The sequence below is a fragment of the Rossellomorea sp. GQ25 genome (assembly GCF_059758515.1).
The window spans coordinates 259374-278354 of the sequence record NZ_JCAXEQ010000002.1 but is presented as its reverse complement, the minus strand read 5'-3'; the positions used below and the strand labels follow the sequence as shown (position 1 = coordinate 278354).

Genomic DNA, 18981 nt, shown 5'->3' with positions numbered 1-18981 from the left:
CCTGTAAATAAAAATGGGAGGTTGATTATGATGAAAACAATATGGATGAAAAATGTGAGAATGGAAACGGGATTTGAGAAAGAGAATCAAGTCGTGACAGGAACCCTTACCGAATGTGCCCATGTCAAAATAGAAGATGGAAAGATTACGGCCATCACAAATGACGAGTCAGAGATTGAAGCTGGAACAGCCGTGATAGATGCAAAAGGGAATCTGATGCTGCCTTCTTTTCGTGAAATGCATATCCATATAGACAAGACCTACTACAGCGGCCCATGGAAAGCCTGCCGTCCAATCACAAAAGGAATTTTTACAAGAATAGAAGAAGAACAGGAGTTGCTGCCAAAGCAATTGCCATATGCCCAGGAGAGGGCGGAAAAGATGATCGAGCTGCTGCTTCAAAATGGCCACACTCATATCCGTACTCACTGCAATATCGAACCGACTTCAGGATTAAAGCACCTTGAAGTCACCGTGAAGGCATTGGAGAAATACAAGAATCATTTAACCTATGACATAGTGGCGTTTCCTCAGCATGGGCTTCTGCGCAGCAACTCTGTGGAACTGATGCGGGAAGCCATGAAAAATGGTGCCACCCTTGTCGGCGGAGTCGATCCGGCGACAGTGGACCGCCATATCGATCACTCACTCTATACGACGTTTGACATTGCCACTGAGCATAATGCCGGTGTCGACATACACCTTCATGACCCGGACACACTTGGCGCTTTCACCTTTGAACGACTTGCTGATTTTACAAAGGAGGCGAACTTGAAGGGGCGTGTCACGATCAGTCATGCCATTGCACTTGGAGACCTTGAGGGGCAATCTCTTACAGATATGATGGCCATCCTGAAAGATCAAGAGATTGATATTACCACGACCATTCCGATTAACCGTCCAACCATCCCGGTTCCAACTCTGGATCAGTATGGTTTACAGGTATCCGTCGGTCATGACAGCTTAACCGATCACTGGTCCCCTTTTGGAACCGGGGATACGATCGAGAAGCTGAATATCCTTGCTGAACGATTCCGACTGATCGATGAGTACTCTATCAACCGTACATGGAAATATGCATCCGGCGGGATCACGCCGTTGGATGAAGCAGGAAAACAGGTGTGGCCTCAAGTCGGGGACGCAGCAGACTTTGTCCTGGTGGAAGCAAGCTGTTCAGCGGAAGCAGTGGCAAGAAGAGCAAAAATTGATTCTGTTTATAAGAACGGGGAAAAAGTGGCGCTGCCTCAATCTGAATCTGTACTGATCAATAAATAATAGAAGGGAGAGGTTTCGATGATTTGGCTGAAAAATGTGAAGCTTGAAGTAGGAAACTTTGAAAATGAAGGAATGACGGAAACGAAAACAGAGCTATTTCATCTCGGGGTCAAGGAAGGGAAAATTGTCCAACAGCTGCCTCATACACAATCCATACCCGAGACGGCTGATGTGGTCTATGATGTGAAGGGTCACTTAGCCATTCCGACCTTTAAAGAAATGCATAACCATTTGGACAAAACATATCTAACGCTTGGGTGGAAAGCGACGAAGCCCGTTAAAAATCTGAAAGAAAGACTGCAATTTGAGGCAGATGAGCTGACAGAACTCGCACCCACGACCAAACAAAGAGCGAAACGGATGATCGACGAAATCCTTTCACACGGTTCAACGCATATTCGCACTCACGTAAACATTGATCCATACATTGGATTGAAGAACCTGGAGGGTGTCATTGAGGCATTGGACGATTATAAACATGCGGTCACCGCAGATATCATTGCCTTCCCGCAGCATGGATTATTAAGAGATTCCGTGCCGACATTGATGAGAGAAGCGATGCGAAATGGAGCCACCATGGTAGGAGGCCTCGACCCTGCAGGAATCGATCGCTCTATTGAAAAATCACTCTATGAAACGATGAATATCGCAACGGAGTTTAAAGCAGATGTAGACATCCATCTACACGATAGCGGGCATGTGGGAACCTACACGATCGATAAGTGGATCGATATGGTGGAAGAGTCCAACTGGCAGAACCGGACAGCCATCAGTCATGCCTTCTGTATCGGGGAGGTACCGGAAGTTAAACAAATTGAATTGGCAGAGCGTTTGAGAAAAAATGGCGTTTCGATTATGTCGACCATTCCTTTGACAAAGTCCCTTCCGCCAATCCAGCTCCTGGATGATCATGGTGTGAAGGTCCATCTTGGGTGTGATGGATTCTATGACTCCTGGAGTCCACTGGGTCACGGGGATGTGTTAGAGAAAGTGTATAAATACGGCCAGCTGACAAGAAGAAGCGATGAAGTATCCTTACGGGACAGTCTGAAGTGGATTACGGGAGGAACAACAGCATTGACGAAAACCGGTGAATACAAGTGGCCGAAGGTGGAAGATGATGCAAGCTTTGTTTTCGTGGACGCCGCTTCATCAGCGGAGGTCGTTGCGAGAAGACCGAAACGACTGGCCGTGATGAACAAAGGGAAAGTGGTATATGGGTCTCTCTGGAGTACCCATGAGTTGGTGAAATGAAAGAAAAGATAAATGGAAAGCCCGTGTATCTCTACATGGGCCTCCTTTTTTGTGTGATTTGCTGGGGAAGCAATTTTATTTTTGGAGCCATCTTAGTACAATATTTCAAGCCGATGGAAATCGCTTTTTTAAGGCTAATTTTTATTACCTTGTTTCTTCTGATTTTGTTTTATAAACCGATTAAACAAGCTCCCTCGTTGAAATCAATGATCGTCCCACTGATCTTCATCGGCTTCATTGGCGTGACCTTGAATCATTGGAGCTTTTATGCCAGCTTGACTAAAGCATCACCAGTAACGGCTGCCTTGATCCTGGCTACAGCTCCCATTTGTACATCCCTTATCAATACGGTTGTATTTAAGGAACGTAAAAGCCCTTTTTTCTGGATGTGGAGCCTGCTCAGCTTCTTCGGCGTGCTCCTAGTCATCATGAAGAAAGGTTCCATCGTGATCGGTATGGGAGAAGGATATATCTTTCTCACGATGCTCACATTTTCCGTCTTCATGGTTCTTGTGGAACGATATGCAAGGCATCTTTCTTCAATTCTATTGACCTTTTATTCGACCATGGTGGGGTTGTTCTTGATGACCGTGTTTTTGCCATTCTCTGAAATCTCCATTTTGAAGGCTGTCCCTGTCCCTTTCAGCATTTGGTTGCTGCTTTTTTTTACAGCGATCATCATGCATGGGATATGCCCGCTTATCTGGAATCATTGTATATCAAGGGTCGGATCGACCAATACGTCACTCCTATTGAACGTTGAACCATTTGTAGCAATGGTGGTCGGATACATTGTGTTGAAGGAATCGGTAAGCGGGATGCAAATGATCGGTGCGATGATTATCTTATTGAGCGTCACAATGGCTTTCCATTCCAATCGAAGAACGCAATTGGGACAGGGGGACAGGCACCTTGTCCCGACAAACTCAAATACACTATGATGATTCTTATTGGACGAGGGGGGAGTTGCCTCGTCCTCCAAATTTCTACAACTATTTCCCCGGAAATTGCTAAAAAATCATAGAATTCTACAAAGAGTGTCAAGCTAACCACCCATTTCTTTACCTTCAAGAAATAGTTAACATTCAACTTCTAAAGGCACTAAAACTTCTGTAGAATGATACGTAAATTGAGGGGGGAAATGAAAGATGAAACATACATACGGCTTGAAACCTGCATTACTTTCCGATCTAAAAGCAATGAAAGAGACCTTTTGGTCAAACTCATCACTAAAATCCTGCGTCCATTCTAATATAAACCATGACGGAACCGATATCTATGAAGCTGAAAGAAGGCTTACCCGTTTTGCTCCATACCTAAAACAAGCTTTTCCCGAAACAGAAGGGAAGAATGGAATCATTGAGTCACCTATCCAAGGGCTCCCGGATATGCAGCAAGAACTGGAAAAGTATTATCAAACCACTATATCGGGAAAGTTACTGTTGAAATGTGACAATGAGCTGCCTATTGCCGGTTCCATTAAAGCAAGAGGAGGCATCTACGAGGTACTAAAGCTTGCGGAAACACTCCTGCTTAAGCACGATATGATTCAACTGACGGATGACTATTCCGTGTTAGCCGATCGCTCGTTTAAGGAGTTCTTTTCACAGTACTCCATTGCGGTAGGCTCGACAGGAAACTTAGCCTTAAGTATTGGAACCATTGGTGCAGCTCTTGGTTTCAATGTAACGGTTCATATGTCACGTGAAGCGAAAGAATGGAAAAAGGCTCTCCTCAGAGAAAAAGGAGTTACGGTGATCGAGCATCAGAACGATTTCTCCTATGCAGTTGAAGAGGGGCGAAAGCAATGCATGAAGGACACGACTTGTTTTTTCATAGATGATGAAAATTCAAAGGATCTTTTCATGGGCTATGCAGTAGCTGCACTTCGGTTGAGGAAACAGTTTGAAGAAGAGGGGATAAAGGTTGACCGTGGTCATCCATTGATCGTGTATTTGCCATGCGGTGTTGGGGGTGGTCCTGGAGGGGTGACGTACGGGCTGAAGCATGTATTTGGCGATCATGTTCATTGTTACTTTGCCGAACCAACCAATTCTCCATGTATGCTTCTTGGGCTTTCAACCGGAAAACACGAAAATATTTCTGTCCAGGATATAGGATTAAGCAATCGGACAGAAGCCGATGGACTGGCGGTCGGGCGTCCTTCAGCATTAGCAGGAAGGATGGTGCAGGAACTGGTGAACGGTGTGTATACAGTCAATGACGAGAACTTATTTAAAATGCTGGCTCTTTTGCATAAATCAGAGTCCATTTCTTTAGAACCTTCCGCACTTGCGGGTATGTTGGGCTCAACCTTACCGCAAATACGTAAGCAGCTTGAGACCCTTTCGTTAACTAGTACTCAATTAAATCAAGCGACTCATCTAGTGTGGGCGACAGGTGGGAACTTAGTGCCTGCATCAATTATGGAAAGTTATGTTGCTAAGGGGAATGGTTTCCTATAATGCATAGGGACGGACCTTGTGATTAAATGAAATCATAAGGTCCGTCCCTCTATTTTCCCACAGAAAAAACTGCCAAACGATCATCAATCGTTTGGCAGTCTTCATATTTATATTGATTAGAATCGATATTTGTGATAAATTAGAACAGAAACGCATAAATTGAGTGAATTAAAACATATTACCTCAATAATAATTATATAACATAATTTACTCTTTCGTCAACCCTCAATTTTTTTATAAAAAGGAGTGCTTGGATGAATCTTGAAATTCGGCAGGAGCAGAAACGTGTGGACCGTGTCATTGAGACAATTGTGGAGCAAATCGGACGTCTGGAGGATGAAACCGGACGGCGCCAAGAGGAAGTGGTGGAGATTCGCAAACACTTCTGGGATGAGGTCAAGGTGAATACGGATACGTTCGATGATTTTTTGGAAACCGTCCTCAGTTTAAGGCAGCAGGCACAAGTGTTGACCGTTAGTCAAAGTACTCACAGACAGGCAGTAAAAAAGTTATCCGCTCTACAACGCATGAAGGGCAAGCCTTATTTCGGGCGCATTGATTTTACCGAAGAAGGAGAATCGGCGCCGGATAAGGTCTATATCGGCATTGCCACCCTCACGGATCAAAGTGGGGAGGATTTCCTGATCTATGATTGGCGCGCTCCGATTTCGAGTGTTTACTATGATTATCCGCCAGGTCCCGCAGAATACACCACACCCGGTGGCATAATTGGAGGGACGCTGGAGAAAAAATGGCAGTATCTCATCCGGGACGGCGTCATCGACTCCATGTTCGATACCAGCCTGACGATTGGGGATGAAATTTTGCAGGAGGTGCTGGGGAAGCGGACCGATACCCATATGCACAGCATCGTGGCTACGATTCAGCAGAAGCAGAATCAGATCATCAGGCACGATCACGGCCGGCTGCTCATCGTTCAAGGTGCAGCGGGCAGTGGGAAAACATCGGCCGCCCTTCAGCGGATTGCGTATTTACTTTATAAATATCGAGGCAGTCTCAAGGCGGATCAAATCATTCTGTTCTCCCCGAACGCCATGTTCAACAGTTACGTATCGAACGTATTGCCTGAGCTTGGTGAAGAGAATATGGAGCAGGTGACCTTTCAGGAATATTTGGACCATCGTTTGAGTGAGGAGTTCGAATTGGAAGGGCCATACAGTCAATTGGAATACGTCCTGACTGAAACGGATGCACCATCGTACCGGACCAGGACGGCAAGTATTTCCTTCAAGGCATCGACGGATTTCTTTGACATCATTAAATTATACAGAACGTCACTGGAGGAATCTGGGATGCGATTCAAGGGAATTAAGTTTAGGGGAAAGCCGATCGTCACTGCAAGACAAATCATGGAACGATTTTATACCAGTGATACGTCACTGCGTTTTCATAACAGGCTGGAGAAATTGACCGAGTGGATCAATAAACAGATTGATGAAGCAGAGAAGATTGAACGGAGCAAGCCTTGGGTCGAAGAAGAAATCGAACTGATGAGCAATGAGGACTATCACAAAGCGCATCAACAACTGCATAAGAAAAATCCTTCGAATGATTATGAGATCGAGTATGAAGCGCTGGCCAGATTGACCGTTCGCAGGAGATTCAAGGGACTGCGCAAAGCGATCGAGAGATTTCAATATGTGGACGTGAAGGGAATTTATTATCAGCTTTTTGCTGATCCGGCGAACATCTCCACATTATGGAGTGGGGAGATCCCTGAAGAGTGGGAGGATATTTGCCGTTCGACAGTGAACATGCTCGAGGAAGGGGAACTGTCCTACGAGGATGCGACTCCTTTCTTGTTGTTAAAAGAGCTGATTCTCGGCTTTCAGACCAATACGTCGATTAAGCATGTGCTCATCGACGAAGCTCAGGATTACTCACCTTTTCAATTCGAATTCATCAAACGTCTGTTTCCTTCAGCAAAAATGACCGTGCTCGGCGACTTTAATCAGGCCATCTTTGCACATGCACGTGAGCACGTGGATTTCAGCACACTGACTGGACTCTACGGACAAGATGAAACCAACGTGATCAACCTGAATCAGAGCTACCGGTCGACCAAGCCGATCATCGAGTTCACACGCCGGCTTGTGCCTGGCAGCGACCAGATATCCCCATTTGACCGGGGCGGGGAAAAACCGGTGCTCACTCAGGTCGCTGATTACGATGAACTTTACGGGCGAATTGCAGCGAAAATAGAAGAATGGCAGGACCGGGACTATCATTCCGTAGCCGTCATATGTAAATCTGCGAGAGAAAGTGAAGCCGCATACGCCTCCTTAAGCGGTGTGGAAGGAATCAAGCTCATGAAAAGCGCATCCCTTGAATACGAACAGGGCGTGGTCGTCATCCCGGCCTATTTAGCAAAAGGAATCGAATTTGACGCCGTCATCCTTTATGACGCATCTGCCCAATCATATGGTGACGAAAGCCTCAGCCGCTTATTCTACACAGCCTGCACAAGAGCCATGCATGAGCTGCAGCTATTCAGCGTAGGCGAACCAAGTCCATTAGTTGAACATATAGAAGCGGACCTCTATAGTAGCGAACCGTCTTAAATTGTTAACACAAAGTTGAAAAGTATAAAGGAACGTTATCTGTTAAAGAGGACACGCCATTAATGTTCAAAGGGATGTACAGAAAGATTGTGGTCAAAAACATGATCCAGGAATGATGCTTTATGATAGGGGTATTTACTTAAACTTTTTATCTCGTATCATTCACGTTATCGATGTACTTCCAGAGTATATTCTGTCTAAAAAGGGGCTGGCCAGAAAGTCGCATTTATGACTTTTCGGCCAACCCTTTATTTATAAATTCCCAATGACCCCATCCTGACCACACAAATTTTAAAAATTCTTATCCTTCTCTGATTTTCTTTTGAAGAAGAGGATCGTAGCTACAATAAGGACCAAGATAATGGCCATCGGTAGGATGACAAATAACGCAACTCCAGAAACTCCAAAGATGGGAATTCCTCCTCTCAGGTGATTGATCATAACTTCTCTTTTCCCTTTTATTATTTCGATAAAACTTTATGGAACACACTGAAATACACCAAGGGACGGGCCTTATCTAACATAAAGAATACTAGACAAGATGCTCAATAATTAAAAATTCATGTTCCCATCAGGTTCATGCTTTTTTGATGAAAGAATGAAACTTTTTTCGGAAATATACGTATAGGAATAAAATGGAATTTTATTCCTTCATAGTAAGGTTGCATATTTTAATTTGAAGGGAGCGAGAAGATTGAAACTATTAGGAAAGACACTACTCATACCATTGATATCTTTGTTATTAATAAGCTATTCAAATGATCAACCTGTGCATCAGAAGGAACAGGAAGCTACGATTACATTCACACAAAATGAACAGGAGTTCGAGATTATTTACATGTATGATGAAATGAAGAAATACATTAGCAACGTACGTGAGAAATCAGGAAGCAGCAATGAGACAGTGTACATCGACCAGGTTTTTGAACTATTCAAAGAGCTGTCCGGTATGGAAGGCTTCAGCTTAGCTTATCCTTTTGAGCCCACGTATGAATTGGACAAGTTAGAGGAATCGATCGCTGACTTGATTCGGGATAAAGATTCCACTGATCAGATCATCAAGGAAGCCTTACTCAAATCGGCAAAGCAGCTTCCGGGAGACAATAAGAAAATTTTTGTCTTACCGGCAAATCCTGAAGATACGCTCGCTGTGGAAGAAATGGGTGGTGTCGAAGGAATCGTCCTGGCGGAGGATGTGATTGTGTTGAAACTTTCGCCATCATTCGATAAAGATATTTTTAAGTATTCGGTTGCCCACGAATATAACCATGCATTGAGGGAGAAAGCAATGAAGGCATGATGCACACTATATTGAGTGCCGTGGTGATGGAAGGGAAAGCAGATACGTTCGCGAATATACCGACAAAAGAAACCGTTTAGATGAAGCTCCTTTTCAGTATCGGGTCAACAAAGATCAATCCGTTTTTATCGAATATGAAAGGAAACGGGTGAAAATCTTAAAAGGGAAGGAAGCCGAAAAGTTTATTAGGAATGTGAACTCGGCTGAAACTGACAAAGCCGTCCAACTTATCATGGCGAAGATAACAGGTAATTTCAAAAGGGGAAATGAAAGGAAGAAGAGGTGAGTGGCAAGCGCTCATTCAACAAAGGCGGAGGTGGCATCAGCATCCATCTTGAACAGTATCCACTTTACAATTGCAAATACAAACTTATGTAGGAGGTTATGATGAATCCCTATTGTAAAACAGCATTACATCAAATTCAGATTTGTATCGAAACCCTGGTGAAAATGATCAACCAATTGGAAGAGAAAGACCTACATGAAAGACCTGCTCCAGACAAGCTTTCCGTCGGAGAACTTTTAGAGCATATTGCACTAATTTGTGAGGCGGATTGGCGCATATCCAATGAAGCTTCTCAAGACGATATGGAAGCTTTTTATTCCTCATTTTCATATAAAGATTTACAATCGATAAGCGAAGGCTTGCTGGAACATTTCGAATCACTTTGTTCTAACTATAAGAACTTATCAGAAAAAGCTCTTCTTGCGGAAACGACCTCCCATTGGGGAGTGACGTACACAAGATATGAATGGCTTTTAGAAATAGTCGCACATATTTATCATCATAGGGGACAACTACATTCTATGCTGGTGCATGGTGGCAAGGACCCAGAGCTTTTAATGTTTGAATAGTGACTCCATAGAAGGCAATCAAGTCGAATGTGTCAACGTTTTTATCTTACTTAAAAAAACTAAGCACTCCTAATTTATAAATAATGACATCAATGTGGGCTTTTTTCATAAAATATTTCTGAGGTGAAAAAAATGCCAAGAGTCAAATACACAGATGCAGACGTTGCCTTAATGGCGAGGATGATGCGAGCGGAAGCCGAGGGTGAAGGGAAACAAGGGATGTTGTATGTCGGAAACGTCATCGTGAATCGTGCGAAAGCGGATTGTTTAGACTTTAAAAAGGTGAGAAGTATCCGACAAGCCATATTTCAGGTGCAGGGAGGAAATTATTCCTTTGAAGCCGTTCAAAAAGGGAATCTCTTTTATAACAGAGCGAGATCAATTGAAAAAAGATTAGCCAAAAAGAATTTGGATTATTGGGCCCAGCATCCGGCGAAATATGCTCTTTGGTATTTCAACCCCTATGCCCCATGTCCTCCAACATGGTACAATCAACCTTTTTCCGGTCAATTTAAAAATCATTGTTATTATGAGCCGGCAGCTGGATCATGTGAAAGTGTTTATATCGGTGGTTAATATTGCTTTTTTCCATTTGGTGAATGTAAAAGGGAGCCTCCTGGTTAGCGGGTGTTCCCCTTTTTTAATGGAGATATTATGGTAAAATCAGGTTGTGATTTCAATAAGAAAGGAGCATTACATGTACTTTTATGTTGCATCAAGCTTTCAGAACATTAAGCAAGTACGTGACGTCAGTGAACGTTTGAGAAGAAAAGGGTATATCCATACATATGACTGGACTCAGAATAGCAGGGCTTCGACCGTTGAGGAGCTGAAAAAGATTGGTGAAAAGGAAAAACAGGCCATCATTGAATCCGATGTGATCCTCGTATTATTGCCGGGGGGAAAAGGAAGTCATGTTGAACTAGGGATAGCTCTTGGCCTCAAAAAGCGAGTCATCTTATTTTCCCCTCATAACGAAGTAAATGACTTTGCTCAGACAACGACATTCTATCATTTGCCAGAGGTTGAAGTATGTACCGGAACCGTTCAGGAATTAGTAGACTATGTGACTGCAGAAAATGTTCTATGAAAAGAGTACTCATAGCATTTTTACTAGTGGCTTATCCCGTCATCGGGTGTTCTAATCAAGAAGCACACACTAACTATACTTCTCCTTGATGGTACAACGGTCATTCAACCATTAGAAGGTAAACGTGGATTGATCTTATTTTATGATAAAAGTAAAAGAAATCTCACCATCCACAACGAGCTTCACCTATCGATCTACAATCAAGATCGTACAGTGATATATGAAGACAGCTTTTACTAATAGAGGGACGGACCTTGATCCCAAATAAAGAATATTCGACAAGATGTTCACATACTAAAAAAGTGGCCCATAAACATTGAAAACCGGTTCATAAATCCTGATTCCGGTTCATAAATCTCGAATCCGGATCAAATGTTGCTCAAGCCGGATCATAACTGTACTCAAATGACCTCCAGACTTCTTTCAATACATGTATTTATCCCTCTAAGCCCTCTTTTTTTGTTAAAGGAAATCATTTCATGCATAAAACTTGGGATTTTTATGAGAGAACGAAGAAATTTCGCTGTAATTATTGCGATATTCCGTAACGAACATCCTATAAAAACCAGCATTTAAAAGGGAGAACATAATGCAAATCCAATTTGATGTAAAGGAACTCCTGGCTACCATTCATCATTCTAATGACAGATACATCTTAGGAATAGACGGCCTAAGCCGTTCCGGAAAAACCACGTTCGTGGAACACCTGAGGGAAAGCCTGAAAAAAGAAAAGATCAATCACCATATCTTTCATATCGATGACCACATCGTTGAACGCAACCAACGGTATCATACTGGATTTGAAGAGTGGTATGAATATTTTCACCTGCAATGGGACGTACGTTGGTTAAGAGAAAACTTTTTTAGAAAACTGAAGCAGGACAAGCAAATCACCCTTCCGTTTTATGATTCACATACGGATACCCACGACTGTAGAACGATTACGCTTCCTGAGTCCGGTCTCATCATCGTGGAAGGTGTTTTCCTCCAAAGGAAGGAATGGGCAGACTTCTATCACCACCTCATCTTTTTGGATTGTCCCCGGGAAAAGAGGTTTATGCGGGAAGCAGAGACTGCTAAACAGAAACGGGACAAGTTTGAAACGAGATATTGGAAGGCGGAAGATTATTATATGAATACCTTTCATCCATGTGAAAGTGCTGATATTGTTTTGAAGACTTGAAGATTAGTCTATTACTTATGTGTTTTACACGAATAGAGTTGTTATTCATCTCCTAACTTCCCGGGAAGTCGGGACCTATAATGTGAAACAGTAAGAAAATGTAGTCTTAGAAAAAACGAGTTTAATGGAATAATATGCTAAAATGAAATTATGAAAAATCAAGGGGGAATTATCATAGACAAAATCTATATGCTACACGGCTTTATGGGGACAGCACAAACCCATTTTTTAAACGAATTGATTCTATTGGATTTACCCGGACACGGAAACTCATCATTGGAAGCGTCGGATCACTATTTCGAACATACTCTCGACTACCTAACCACGCAGCTAAGGGAAAAGGGTATATAATCGGTTTATCGTTGGGAGCAGCATTGGCCATGCATATTGCCTGAAGAGAGCCGGAATTAGTAAATGGAATTGTCCTAACCGGTTATTCACCCTTTATTCCGGCTGAACTGACAGAAGTTATGAATAAACAAAATGAGTATTTTCTGAATATTGAAGAAAATGATCGAGAGATTGCTCAACATTTTAACAACCTTCACGGTGAAAAGTGGAAACGTACGATCAAAAAAGTACTTCATACCATGACGTTTCATTATCCGGCAGTCACCAGGGAGGGATTCCAGAATATTACAGTGCTGGTGCTGATGCTCAATGGCAGCCATGATGTGCACGAAGTAGAAGCCATTACTTATGTCAAAAAATCAAATCCTGACATTGAAGTTGGACTGATTCCAAATGCAGGTCATACGGCAAATATCGATCAGCCGGGCATCTATCATCATTTGGTAGATGGCTTTCTAGACAGATTGAAGTAGCGATTGTATGAACCAATGTCAACGTAGTATGAAGTGAATCACCTTGTACTACCTATACATATAGCTACACTAATCATTGGAATGGGGGAAATTCTCTTGGATTCAATAAATCAACGTACACAAACTATTTATTCACCACCCAAACACATCATCTCAGCAGCAACCATCGTACAGAATGAAAAAGGAGAAATCCTGTTAATCAAAGGTCCCCGAAGAGGTTGGGAAATGCCGGGGGGACAAGTGGAAGAAGGCGAGTCACTGAAGGAAGCGGCTATCCGGGAAACGAAGGAAGAAAGTGGGATCGATATTGAAATAGTCAAATTTTGTGGAGTGTTTCAGAATGTAAGCCGTTCGATCTGTAACACACTGTTTTTAGCCAGGCCGGTCGGAGGGAAACCGACAACTTCCTCGGAAAGTCTCGAAGTCGCGTTCTTTCCGGTTGAGGAAGCCTTGGATATGGTCAATTGGAAGAACTTCAGGGAGAGAATCGAATACTGTTTGGATGAAACGAAACACCCATTTTATATCGATTTTTGATTCGGGGAAGTACCATCAATTTGATATCGAAATTAGGGATAACTTCAATGTCCCTTCATACTCTGTATAAGGGGTGATGAATGATGTGGTGGTTTGTAATCTTGATTACAGGTACTTTATTATTCGCGTTACTCATCGATATCAGGCGGAAGAAGAGAGGGAACGATCGGCATGTACAGGGAATCCATTCTGCTACTAAACCGGGGGAAGATCGGAATTACACGATGGGAGGCGGTCGGGACTCGGGAAGTGGAACGGGACAGTGATATGAAACAAAGGAAGCTTTATCGAAAACCATAGATTGCCTATTGGGAAAAATCCCATTATACTTCTAAGTGAGAGATGTAGACGAAAGGGGACTTCAACCAGACATGTGGACAATCTTGTAATGATGAACGAGATAAATAGACAATGATCCTATCATTTTGACGGGAGAAGTGTATCTGTTTGACCATCATTTACAAGGAGCACCTGGTGTGACTGAATACCCAACACCTTGAGTGGATACCTTTGTATCTGCTTTTTTTGTGCCGGGATATATACATCTCTTAGGACACCTTTTAGCTTCCTGTAAAAATAGGAGGAATATGAAATGACTAATCTAAAAGGAAAAGTGGCGATCGTGACAGGGGCAAGTCGCTCAAAAGGAATAGGGGCAGCGATTTGCCGTTCGCTTGCTGGTGACGGGGCTGATATCTTTTTTACTCATTGGACCGCGTTTGATGAGATGAATGGAAATGGAGTAGAGAATGAGTTTCCGGAAACCTTATGTGAAGAATTAAAACAAATGGGCGTACGTGCCTTTCATATGGAGGTTGACCTGAGCGAAGACGGATCGCCGCGTCGAATAATGGATCGGGTGGAAGAAACGCTGGGAACACCAAGCATACTAGTAAACAATGCCACATTCGAATCACCGGCCAATTTTCGAACGTTGACTGAAGACATTATGGATAAACATTATCAAGTGAACAACAGCGGGACCCTCATGCTGACGATGGAGTTTGCGAAGAGATATGAAAAAGCCTTTCCTGAAAGAAAAGACGGACGGATCATCAACATGGTGTCAAAGGGTCCGGATCCAAATAATCTGGCCTACATTGCATCAAAAGGTATGTTGATTGCCATCACTGAGCCATTATCCGTTGGCCTAGCGCCAATTGGCATCACCGTTAATTCGATGGATCCCGGTCCGACCGATTCCGGGTGGATCAGTGAAGAGTTAAGGGAACACTTACTTCCGATGTTTCCAATGGGACGTTTAGGTGAACCCGAGGATGCAGCGAAGTTGATACGATTTTTAGCCAGTGATGATTCCGGATGGATTACCGGGCAGCTGATAAAATCAGAGGGTGGTTTTTTGGGTAAGTAAATAAGAGGGACGGACCTCCAGTTTAGCGGAGGTCCGTCCCTCTTATTGGTAAAAAACCCCTTGACATACACATCATAAGCGAAGTACAATTTAATTAAACACTGGTCAATAAAAAGGATGAGAACTAGTATGTCACCGAGAAAAGCAGTAGCACAGGAGCTAACGAAAGAAATGGTGATGGCAGCAGCACGCGAGCTTTTTCGGAAGAAGGGCTACCAGCAGGTGTCCATGAGGCAGATTGCGTCTGAGCTTGGGTATAGTCACGGCTCCCTCTACTACCATTTCAAAAATAAAGCAGAATTGTTCTATGCCATGATCGAAACCGATTTTAAGCTATTGGATCAATGGCTGGATGATGTAATGGAGCAGGACATGGATAACAAGGGGAAATTGAGAGGCATTCTCCTCGCATTCATTCGATTTGGACTGAGTCATAAAAGCCAGTATGAAATGATGTTTCTGCTCGCTGATGAGGAAGTCAAAAGCTACGTGAACAAAGGACCGAACGAATCCTATGAAAAATTTGCGCAAGCCCTTATCCAGCTAAGCGACCAAGAAATCACCATCCAGCAGACGTGGTCGATATTCCTGGCACTACACGGGTTTGTCAGTCATTACTGCCGTTGTGATGAAACCTATGAAGAAGTGGAGAATCTTGCACAATTGCACGTGAATTTTATCCTGAAATCAATAGGATAAAATTTTTTAGATGTATTTGACCAGTGGTTAATTAAAAGGGGGACTTTTTTATGAAAAAGGCAATGGTTGTAGGTGCTTCTGGAGGAATGGGGTATGCCCTTGTAATGGAATTGGTCAGCAAGGGCGTCGAGGTCGTTGCATTTGCAAGAGGAAAAGAGAAGTTGACCAGATTATTCGGAAGTATAGAGCGTGTCACCATCGAGACTGGGGACGCAGAAAATAAAGACCAGCTTATTCATGCTGCGAAGGGCAGTGACATCATCTTTCATGCCATGAATCTTCCTTATGAAGAGTGGAAGGATAAATTAAGGATCATAACAGGGAACATCATCCTGACAGCGGAACGCCACAGTGCCAGGTTGGCGGTGGTAGACAATATCTATGCCTACGGACGAAGTGGGGGTGAAAAGCTGACAGAAGATCAAGAAAAACATCCCCATACGCGTAAAGGAAAACTGCGCTTAGAAATGATTCAGATGATCAAGCAATCTTCAGTTCCAGCACTTATCTGCCATTTCCCCGACTTCTATGGACCGAACGCGACCAACACATATATTCACTTTACACTAGAGCAATTGCTGAAAAAGAAGAAAGCAGGGTTCGTAGGTCCCCGGAATGTTGCCCGGGAATTCATTTATACCAAGGATGGGGCAAAAGCGTTGGTGGAGCTGGCGTACCATGAGGAAGCATTCGGGCATAAATGGAATATACCTGGTGTAGCCCCGATAACAGGAAACGAGGTAGAGCAGATCCTAAAAAGCCAGCTCGGGGAAGAAAAGGAGCTTTATTATATCTCAAAATCGATGTTTGCTGTGTACGCTCTATTCGCGGGTAAGGGAATGCGTGAGGCGTTGGAGATGCAGTATATTAACTCGGAACCTACTATTCTATCGGGTGAAAAGATTGATGGATTTATGGGCAAGCGGCAGCACACATCATATGAACAGGGGATAGCAGAAACAATAGCATTTATGAGAAGGTAATGGGACACTGGACCTGTTCCTCCGTCCCGCCTATTTACAAATTTACCAAAAAGTTCCATAATTAAGAAAATGTCGGGGGAGGGAAAGTAAGTTTATGGAACGAACTAATTGCTGATTAATTTATTTATTAAATTAATATGGATTTTTGTATTGAGTGTGAACAGACCTCTGGAAGATAGGTTTATTTGTTATGCTCTTTATGGAATCAGGGCAATTAGAAGGAAACTTACTTTACTGATATCAGGATGATCATGTTTTGTGAAGCATTCAGCTTCGGCTTGCTGTGTCATGCCTTATTTGGCATATGCTTGCTGATTGGGCAGCTTTATGAACATGATGGATACATGGATTCTACAGGACTGTAAGAAGAAACCACTTCTTACGGTCTTTTTTTATTTTACAAATGAATAGAAGTGAAGGTCTTTCTTAACGCCATCCATAAAAGTGTAACGTCAAATATGGATGAAAGAAGGAACGCGTATGTTGGAACTTAAATTAAATGGGATAAAAAAATATATGGAAGCGACGCTGGTCGTGGAGGATGTATCGTTAGAAGTGTATGAAGGGGATAAGGTTGGAATCGTTGGGGCAAATGCACAGTCTTGAAGCTAATTGCAGGAATCGAGCCAATGAATTACTATCCTGGTTACCCCCAGACATCGAGTCATGGATATGACGAAGGCCTCATTCATATGTCAAGGGGAGCGACCACTGCCTATCTTGAACAATCGAAATATGAGGCTTGATGTGGGAGCTGCAGAGAGATCTGGAAATGAAACCATCAAGGCGGTGGGGCTTTCTAAATGCTATGGGGATAAAATGATTTTTGACAACACAGGTGTCATGATTCATTTTGGTGAAAGAGTAGGCATGCTGGGTCCAAATGGAAGCGGGAAAACCACTTTCTTAAAAATGATTGTAAGGGAAGAGCAGCCGGATGAAGGTGTGTTAGAGTTTGGTGCAAATGTAAAGGCGGCCTATTTACCACAAAACATGACTTTTAATAGTGAGGAAATCACCGTGCTGGACTGCTTCAGGGAGGATATCTCCATACTTGAAGGAAAAGCTCGGGAATACCTGGCGAAATTTATGTTTTACAAAGGTAGTGTCTTTCAAGAAAGTAAAGCATCTCTCAGGTGGGGAAAGAATCAGGTTAAAGCTTGCCATGCTGTTATTTCCGGATATCAATTTACTGATACTCGATGAGCCGACGAATCATCTCGATATTGATTCAATCGAAACCCTAGAGGAAGCCCTCGAAGACTTCGTTGGTACGATTTTCTTCATTTCCCACGATCGGTATTTTATCAACCGGATGGCGGAGAGAATCATTGCTGTAGAGGATTATTCCCTGAGGAGCTATCATGGGAATTACGATGAGTATAAACGTGAAATAGAGTGGAAGCAGAGCCTGACGGAGAGGAAAGGGTCTGTTGATGAAAAGATCAAGAAACCATTCCAAAAATCTGAAGGTAGCAATGAGGAAATGATACAGGCCAAAATCTTGAAGAAAATTGAGAGTCTAGAAAACGAGATAAGAGAAATTGATCTAGCCATGGAGACGGGTCATATTAAAGAACTGGATGCTGAGATGGAACTGTGGCTTCGTTATAATGAGTGATATTTTAGAGGGACGGACCTTTGCTTCGTGTAGAAGCTGAGGTCCGTCCCTATGTTAAGAGGGACTCTCAATCAACCCCACTAACTCTCTTACGATTGATCCGGATTTTGCATTTTCGGGATATACGGCATAAAATGGCCGGTAAATCACATAAGGATCAATCGGGACAAGCTTTCCTTGAAACACTTCATCTTTGACCATTGAGGTTGATAGAAATGCGATCCCGAGCCCCCTTATTGCGAGTTGCTTGATTAAATAATGACTGCTTGCTTCAAGGATTTCTGTGGGCACGATTCGTTCGGCTCTTAGAAAGTCGTCGGCATATTCCCTGGTCCCTGATCCGATTTCACGGAGGATAAGTGGGGAGGAAAGCAGATTCATTCGGCTGCTTGCGAAGAAACGTAGTTCGTCCCGGCTGATTACTTCCAAATGAAAGGGCTCGAGTCCCCGTGTTCCCTCCACAAGGGCGAGATCAAGATCATGGTGATTCAGTGCCTCCACAATGGTTTCATGATTGTGGATCATCAGCTGAAGGCGGACGTGTGGATAGAGGATCTTGATTTTTTTGACAAAGTCGGGAAGAAGTCCGTCACTGACGGTGTGAGTGGCCCCGATCCTTAATAGGATTTCCTCAGTCTTTTGTGTGACCTGTTCCATCGTTCTCCACACCTCCAACATTTTCTTTCCTTGTTCAAACACTTGAATCCCTGCAGGTGTTAATTGAAAAGCCTGATTGATAGAGGAACGGTGGATGAGTTCGACTTCCAAGTCTTGTTCCAATTTCTTGATGTGGACACTGACGGTCGGTTGAGAAAGGTTCAGGAATTCACTTGTTTTCGTAAAATGCTGAAGCTGGGCGAGAGTGACAAAAGTTCGAATCCAGTCCAGTTGCATAAGGTCCCTCCATTACAAAACGTAATTGTCTACATTATTATTATTCA

The 18981-nt window shown here is 43.1% G+C and carries 21 protein-coding genes; 20 read left to right on the top strand and 1 reads right to left on the bottom strand.

All coding sequences use genetic code 11. The annotated features are described in order from the left end of the window. The first annotated feature begins 30 nt into the window (after positions 1-30). The 20 genes from AC6CIB_RS07135 (at position 31) to AC6CIB_RS07040 (ending at position 18040) form a co-directional block, all read left to right on the top strand. Positions 31-1275, top strand: coding sequence for an amidohydrolase family protein (locus tag AC6CIB_RS07135; RefSeq protein ID WP_498280503.1), 1245 nt, complete (start codon positions 31-33; stop codon positions 1273-1275). 18 nt (positions 1276-1293) lie between these two features. Beyond that, positions 1294-2529, top strand: a complete 1236-nt coding sequence (locus tag AC6CIB_RS07130) for an amidohydrolase (protein ID WP_498279149.1) — start codon at positions 1294-1296, stop codon at positions 2527-2529. Continuing rightward, complete coding sequence (locus AC6CIB_RS07125; RefSeq protein ID WP_498279147.1) at positions 2526-3470, top strand: DMT family transporter; 945 nt, start codon at positions 2526-2528, stop codon at positions 3468-3470. The genes AC6CIB_RS07130 and AC6CIB_RS07125 overlap by 4 nt, the downstream gene beginning before the upstream one ends. A 207-nt stretch (positions 3471-3677) precedes the next feature. Beyond that, positions 3678-4994: a D-serine ammonia-lyase gene (dsdA, locus tag AC6CIB_RS07120; RefSeq protein WP_498279145.1), complete on the top strand. Its 1317-nt coding sequence runs from the start codon at positions 3678-3680 to the stop codon at positions 4992-4994. 254 nt (positions 4995-5248) lie between these two features. After that, positions 5249-7576: an RNA polymerase recycling motor HelD gene (helD, locus tag AC6CIB_RS07115; protein ID WP_498279143.1), complete on the top strand. Its 2328-nt coding sequence runs from the start codon at positions 5249-5251 to the stop codon at positions 7574-7576. Between the two features lie 694 nt (positions 7577-8270). After that, positions 8271-8876, top strand: coding sequence for a DUF2268 domain-containing putative Zn-dependent protease (locus tag AC6CIB_RS07110; protein WP_498279141.1), 606 nt, complete (start codon positions 8271-8273; stop codon positions 8874-8876). Between the two features lie 10 nt (positions 8877-8886). Next, entirely contained in the window at positions 8887-9162 is a 276-nt protein-coding gene (locus AC6CIB_RS07105) for a hypothetical protein (RefSeq protein ID WP_498280501.1), read from the top strand. Positions 9163-9263: 101 nt separating this feature from the next. Continuing rightward, positions 9264-9731: a DinB family protein gene (locus AC6CIB_RS07100; protein ID WP_498279139.1), complete on the top strand. Its 468-nt coding sequence runs from the start codon at positions 9264-9266 to the stop codon at positions 9729-9731. A gap of 132 nt (positions 9732-9863) precedes the next feature. After that, the gene (locus AC6CIB_RS07095; RefSeq protein WP_498279137.1) at positions 9864-10307 is read left to right on the top strand and encodes a cell wall hydrolase; all 444 of its coding nucleotides are present in this window, start codon (positions 9864-9866) and stop codon (positions 10305-10307) included. 121 nt (positions 10308-10428) lie between these two features. Continuing rightward, a complete protein-coding gene (locus AC6CIB_RS07090; RefSeq protein ID WP_498279135.1) occupies positions 10429-10821 on the top strand; it encodes a nucleoside 2-deoxyribosyltransferase in 393 nt (130 codons plus the stop codon). Between the two features lie 589 nt (positions 10822-11410). Continuing rightward, entirely contained in the window at positions 11411-12004 is a 594-nt protein-coding gene (locus AC6CIB_RS07085) for a kinase (protein ID WP_498279133.1), read from the top strand. 470 nt (positions 12005-12474) lie between these two features. Beyond that, positions 12475-12828: an alpha/beta fold hydrolase gene (locus tag AC6CIB_RS07080; RefSeq protein ID WP_498279131.1), complete on the top strand. Its 354-nt coding sequence runs from the start codon at positions 12475-12477 to the stop codon at positions 12826-12828. A gap of 105 nt (positions 12829-12933) precedes the next feature. Then, entirely contained in the window at positions 12934-13365 is a 432-nt protein-coding gene (locus tag AC6CIB_RS07075) for an NUDIX hydrolase (protein WP_498280499.1), read from the top strand. An 80-nt stretch (positions 13366-13445) separates the two neighbouring features. Next, entirely contained in the window at positions 13446-13631 is a 186-nt protein-coding gene (locus AC6CIB_RS07070; RefSeq protein WP_498279129.1) for a hypothetical protein, read from the top strand. Positions 13632-13957: 326 nt separating this feature from the next. Further along, complete coding sequence (locus AC6CIB_RS07065; protein WP_498279127.1) at positions 13958-14737, top strand: SDR family oxidoreductase; 780 nt, start codon at positions 13958-13960, stop codon at positions 14735-14737. A gap of 129 nt (positions 14738-14866) precedes the next feature. Then, the gene (locus AC6CIB_RS07060) at positions 14867-15436 is read left to right on the top strand and encodes a TetR/AcrR family transcriptional regulator (protein ID WP_498279125.1); all 570 of its coding nucleotides are present in this window, start codon (positions 14867-14869) and stop codon (positions 15434-15436) included. A 50-nt stretch (positions 15437-15486) separates the two neighbouring features. Next, a complete protein-coding gene (locus AC6CIB_RS07055; protein ID WP_498279123.1) occupies positions 15487-16419 on the top strand; it encodes an SDR family NAD(P)-dependent oxidoreductase in 933 nt (310 codons plus the stop codon). Positions 16420-16899: 480 nt separating this feature from the next. Then, positions 16900-17025, top strand: coding sequence for a hypothetical protein (locus AC6CIB_RS07050; protein WP_498279121.1), 126 nt, complete (start codon positions 16900-16902; stop codon positions 17023-17025). Between the two features lie 114 nt (positions 17026-17139). After that, entirely contained in the window at positions 17140-17625 is a 486-nt protein-coding gene (locus AC6CIB_RS07045) for an ATP-binding cassette domain-containing protein (RefSeq protein WP_498279119.1), read from the top strand. Further along, positions 17525-18040 (top strand): ATP-binding cassette domain-containing protein, encoded by a 516-nt coding sequence (locus AC6CIB_RS07040; protein ID WP_498280497.1) that lies wholly within the window; start codon positions 17525-17527, stop codon positions 18038-18040. The genes AC6CIB_RS07045 and AC6CIB_RS07040 overlap by 101 nt, the downstream gene beginning before the upstream one ends. A 54-nt stretch (positions 18041-18094) precedes the next feature. Here AC6CIB_RS07040 and AC6CIB_RS07035 read toward each other — a convergent pair whose 3' ends face one another. Beyond that, the gene (locus AC6CIB_RS07035; protein ID WP_498279117.1) at positions 18095-18934 is read right to left on the bottom strand and encodes a LysR family transcriptional regulator; all 840 of its coding nucleotides are present in this window, start codon (positions 18932-18934) and stop codon (positions 18095-18097) included. Positions 18935-18981: the final 47 nt, after the last annotated feature.